3 protein-coding genes are annotated in these 4,650 nt (G+C 73.6%); 2 read left to right on the forward strand and 1 reads right to left on the reverse strand.

The features are described 5' to 3' along the window. Positions 1-193: 193 nt before the first annotated feature. Positions 194-403, reverse strand: a complete 210-nt coding sequence (locus EBN88_RS28750; RefSeq protein WP_122399938.1) for a hypothetical protein — start codon at positions 401-403, stop codon at positions 194-196. A 534-nt stretch (positions 404-937) separates the two neighbouring features. Between EBN88_RS28750 and EBN88_RS28755 the strand changes: the two genes are divergently transcribed. After that, positions 938-4,525: a sensor histidine kinase gene (locus EBN88_RS28755; RefSeq protein WP_122399939.1), complete on the forward strand. Its 3,588-nt coding sequence runs from the start codon at positions 938-940 to the stop codon at positions 4,523-4,525. 10 nt (positions 4,526-4,535) lie between these two features. Beyond that, the coding region (locus EBN88_RS28760) for a roadblock/LC7 domain-containing protein (protein WP_147472895.1) at positions 4,536-4,650 on the forward strand (115 nt) is incomplete at its 3' end.

A 4,650-nucleotide genomic window follows, 5' to 3' on the forward strand; every position in this document is an offset into this window, starting at 1 on the left:
CGGCGGGGCGTGCGGCGCGCCCGCACCGGCGCACGCCCCGCCGCGCCGCGAGGCGCCGGGCGGTCAGCCCGGGTGCCCGTTCGCGCTTCGAGGCGCCCGGCCCGGTTCATGACGAAACCCCCGGCCCCTGTGAGGGGTTCGGGGGTTTGTCGTCCGTGGCGTCCGGGCGGGCCGCTCGCGTGGTCGGAGGCGCTCAGTCGGCGATGGCCGTGAACTCCCTGGCCACCGAGGGCTCCTGGCCCTTCTCCAGCACCGTGCGACGGGGGTTGGCGGTGCTGGCCGGCAGCTCGGGCGCGCCGGCCGGGGCCAGTTCGGCGGGGGCGAGTGCGCTGGCGTCGGCGAGGTGTGCCAGGGTGGTACGCCGAGGATTGGCGATGGAGTGGGTGATCAGCGTGGTCTTCACGGTGTGTCAGCCTTGTCAGTCCGGGAAGCTTTGTAAAGCCGAGGCTAAGCGCCGGATACCCGGCGGGGACGGGGTGATAGACACCCGTGAGGTGTGAGTTTCCTCACGAGACATGGGGTAAATGGGGTGATTCAGTGCATTCACCATCGCCGCCGATCCGGACATCCCGGGCGGGGCGGCGCGCGGCCCGCGACAGGTTCCGGGGCGCGTGAGAATCCGATGGTGATGTGGTGGCCGAAAGTCCGGTTTCTCCCGCAGGCTCTGCACGCCAGGTGATGGTCCGTCTTCACAGCGTCATAGATGTCACAGGAGTATCCCGGGCCCTTGTTGGAGATCGGCCACTGTGCTGGAATTCCACGAACCGCGCGGGTCAGCGGGTTTTGTGAGGGCGCACACCGGCGTCACTCACCAACCGATCCGATCACCTTCACCCGCCGGTTGCCCAAACGACCGTTACGGGGCCTCGACTGCCCCGGGCTCGATACCGTCCGCCGCACCCGCGGCGAGACGCCTGGTCCAGAGGTTGCGACGCTAGTGCAGGGACGTTTCAAGAAGGAAGGCAGTGCCGCGGGGGACGCGGGGCAGAGCGACGCGACGGATCGCGGCTCTTCCACCGGGCCTGCCCCCGGTGCCGAGCCGGCACGGCCGGCCGCCGGCGGCAAGGATCAGCCTTCCGGGAAGCGGTCGGTCAGCCAGGGCAAGGACGCGCCCTCGGGCGCCTCGCCGGTGCGCCCGATCAGCGCCGGCTCCCGGCTGGCCCTGCGCAACTGGCGCATCAGCACGCGCCTGGTCTCGCTGATCGCGCTCCCCGTGGCCGCCGCCACCGTGATGGGCGCCCTCCGTATCGAGCAGTCGCTGGGCAACGTCGAGCAGCTGGAGGACATGCAGCTGCTGACCGACATCACCCAGCAGGCGACCCTGCTGGCCGCCGCGCTCCAGGAGGAGCGCGACCGCTCGGCCGGCCCGCTGGTCAGCGGCGACAACCCGGACAGCGACGAGGTCATCAGCTCCCGGGAGCGCACGGACGAGGCGATCCTCGCCTTCTCCGACGCCCGCCTCCAGATCAACAGCTACGACGACTCGATGCGCGGCGTCGAGGCCACCATCCACGACATCGCCCGGCGGCTCAACGAGCTGAGCCAGGTGCGGAACTCGGCCTACGACGACCCGGACTACGCCTCCCAGACGGTCACCCAGTACAGCGAGGTCATCGAGGCGCTGCTGAGCCTGTCGCAGGACATGGCGCAGGCGACCAACAACAGCGACATGATCAGCAGCACCCGCGCGCTGGCCGCGTTCTCCTCCGCCAAGGAGCACGCCTCCATCCAGCGCGCCGTGATCACCGCCGGCCTGGCCCGCGCGGAGCGGCCCGGCGGTCAGGCGGAACTCTCCGAGGCGGACTGGCGGTTCGGCCGCACCCACCTGATCAGCGAGGAAGTCGCCATCGACAACTTCGCTCAGATCTACGGCGACAACGAGCAGGTCCGAACGCTGCTCTCGCCGCTGGAGGGCGGCATCGCCAACATCGCCGCCGCCGACGACTTCGCCCAGCGGGTCTTCTCGGCCGAGGAGGGCATCCGCACCGAGGAGCGCACGTACCGCAACTGGTACGACCAGGACCGCACCAAGATCGAAGCGATGGGCAACATCGAGCGGACCCTGCTCTTCGAGATGCAGGAGCAGGCCCGCCAGCTGCGCGACGAGGCGCAGCGTGAGGCCCTGCTCAACGGCGCCATCGTGCTGCTGGTCCTCGGGATCTCGCTGGTCGGCGCGTTCGTGGTGGCCCGTTCCATGGTGCGCTCGCTGCGCCGCCTCCAGGACACCGCGACCGAGGTGGCCCGCACCCGGCTGCCCGAGGTCGTCAAGCAGATGTCCGAGGCCGAACCGGGCGACGTCGACACCTCCGTCGAGTCGGTCGGCGTGCACACCAGGGACGAGATCGGCCGGGTGGCCCAGGCGTTCGACGACGTGCACCGGGAGGCCGTCCGCCTCGCCGGCGAGCAGGCCCTGCTGCGGGGCAACGTCAACGCGATGTTTACCAACCTCTCGCGCCGCAGCCAGGGTCTGATCCAGCGGCAGCTGTCGCTGATCTCCGAGCTGGAGTCCCGCGAGGCCGACCCCGACCAGCTCTCCTCGCTCTTCAAGCTGGACCACCTCGCGACCCGAATGCGGCGCAACGGTGAGAACCTGCTGGTCCTCGCCGGCGAGGAGCCCGGCCGCCGGTGGACCCGCCCGGTCCCGCTGGTCGACGTGCTCCGTGCCGCCGCGTCCGAGGTGGAGCAGTACGAGCGCATCGAGTTGAGCGCCGTGCCCAAGACCGACGTCGCCGGCCGGGTCGTCAACGACCTCGTGCACCTGCTCGCCGAGCTGCTGGAGAACGCCACCTCGTTCTCCTCGCCGCAGACCAAGGTGAAGGTCACCGGCCACGCCCTGCCGGACGGCCGGGTGCTCGTCGAGATCCACGACACCGGCATCGGCCTGTCGCCCGAGGACCTGGCCGAGATCAACGACCGGCTGGCCAACCCGCCCACGGTGGACGTCTCCGTCTCCCGCCGGATGGGCCTGTTCGTGGTCGGCCGGCTGTCGCTGCGGCACGGCATCCGCATCCAGCTGCGGCCCTCCGACTCCGGCGGCACCACCGCCCTGGTCATGCTGCCCGCCGACGTGGCCCAGGGCGCGGGCCGCCCCCGGCCCGGCGGCCGGGCGGCCGGCACCGCCTCGGCCACCCTGCAACGGGACACCCCGCCCGGGCGCCGCCCCTCGCTGGGCAAGCCCGAGGGCGGCCAGCAGGAGCCGGGACTCGGCCGCCAGGCGCCCGCGCGCGGCGTTCCGGGTCGGCCCGAACGCCCGGCGCTGCCCTCGCGTTCGCACGCCGACGCCCGCCCGGGCCCGGGAAGCCCCGGCAGCCCGGGAAGCATGGACGCCCCCCGGCCGCAGGGCGCACCGCAGGAGCCGCAGCGCGGCCCCAGCGCGATCGAGCCGCAGCGCGCCGAGGCGGGTCCCGAGCGGCAGGGGCACGTTCCCCAGCAGCAGCCGGCGCACGCCCAGCACTCCGCGCCCCCGGGACAGCCGGCGCAGCAGCCCGCGCCGGGCCCGGCCGCTGGCCGCCCCAGCTGGGCCACCGGGGACGACACCGCGCGAATACCCGCCGTGGGCAACGACGTTGACGCCCCGCGCGGCCACGACGCCTCCTCCACCGGCGAGTACCCCCTCGCCGAGCCGCCCCGGCAGCACTCCGACGTCGAGCGTCCGCAGGCGCCGACCCCGCAGGGCCACGGCCAGCGCCCCGACGCGCCCGCGCCCCGCCCCGACGGGCGCGGTCAGGCCGCCTTCCCCGGCGCCCCCGACGACGGTGGTTCCGTCTTCGGCGCCCCGCCGCCCCGGCACGGTCAGCCGGGACCGCACGACACCGGCGAGTTCCCCACCGGCGGCTACCCGGCGGCCCACGCCCCGCGCCCCACGGAGTACCCCACCGGCGAGTACCCGGCCCGGCAGGACCAGCGGCAGGGGCTGCCGGCCGACGAGCAGCGCACCTCGTCCTGGCAGCGTCCGAGGGACGAGCTGACCGCGCCGCTGCCGGCGCAGGAGCCGCAGCGGCCCGCCGAACGGACCCCGATCTTCGAGGAGATGGAGTCCACCTGGTTCGGCACCCGGCGGGCCTATCCGCCGCCCGACGCCGGCCCCCGGCCGGCCGAGGCCCAGACCCCCACCGCGCCCGCCGTTCCCCAGCGGGCGCACGACACGGCGCCCCCCACCGCCCGGCCCGACGGCCCGGCGAGTGCCGTTCCGCCCTCCGCCCAGCAGCCCGCGTCCGGTGCCGGCCCAGGCGCCTGGCGCGCCTCGCCCAACGACGAACGCTGGCGCCAGGCCGAGCAGTTGCGTCAGCCGAGCGCGGGTGGTGTCACCACCTCCGGGCTGCCCAAGCGGGTGCCCCGCGCCAACCTGGTGGCGGGGGCCGCGCAGTCGCAGGCGCAGCCCACCCAGGCAGGCCCCCAGGTCTCCCGCCGTCCGGACGACGTCCGGGGCAGGCTGACCAACCTCCGTCGGGGCATCCAACAGGGGCGCCAGGCCGGCTCTTCGGCCGGCCGCACAGACCGGGGCGTCGGCCCCACCTATCAGTAGGAGCGTTAGTGTGAGCCCGATGAGCCAGGCGGCGCAGAACCTCAACTGGTTGATCACCAGCTTTGTGGAGAACACCCCGGGGGTGTCGCACACGGTGGTGGTGTCCGCTGATGGTCTTCTTCTGG

It is taken from the genome of Streptomyces triticirhizae (assembly GCF_003696235.1).
Lineage (GTDB): Bacteria > Actinomycetota > Actinomycetes > Streptomycetales > Streptomycetaceae > Streptomyces > Streptomyces triticirhizae.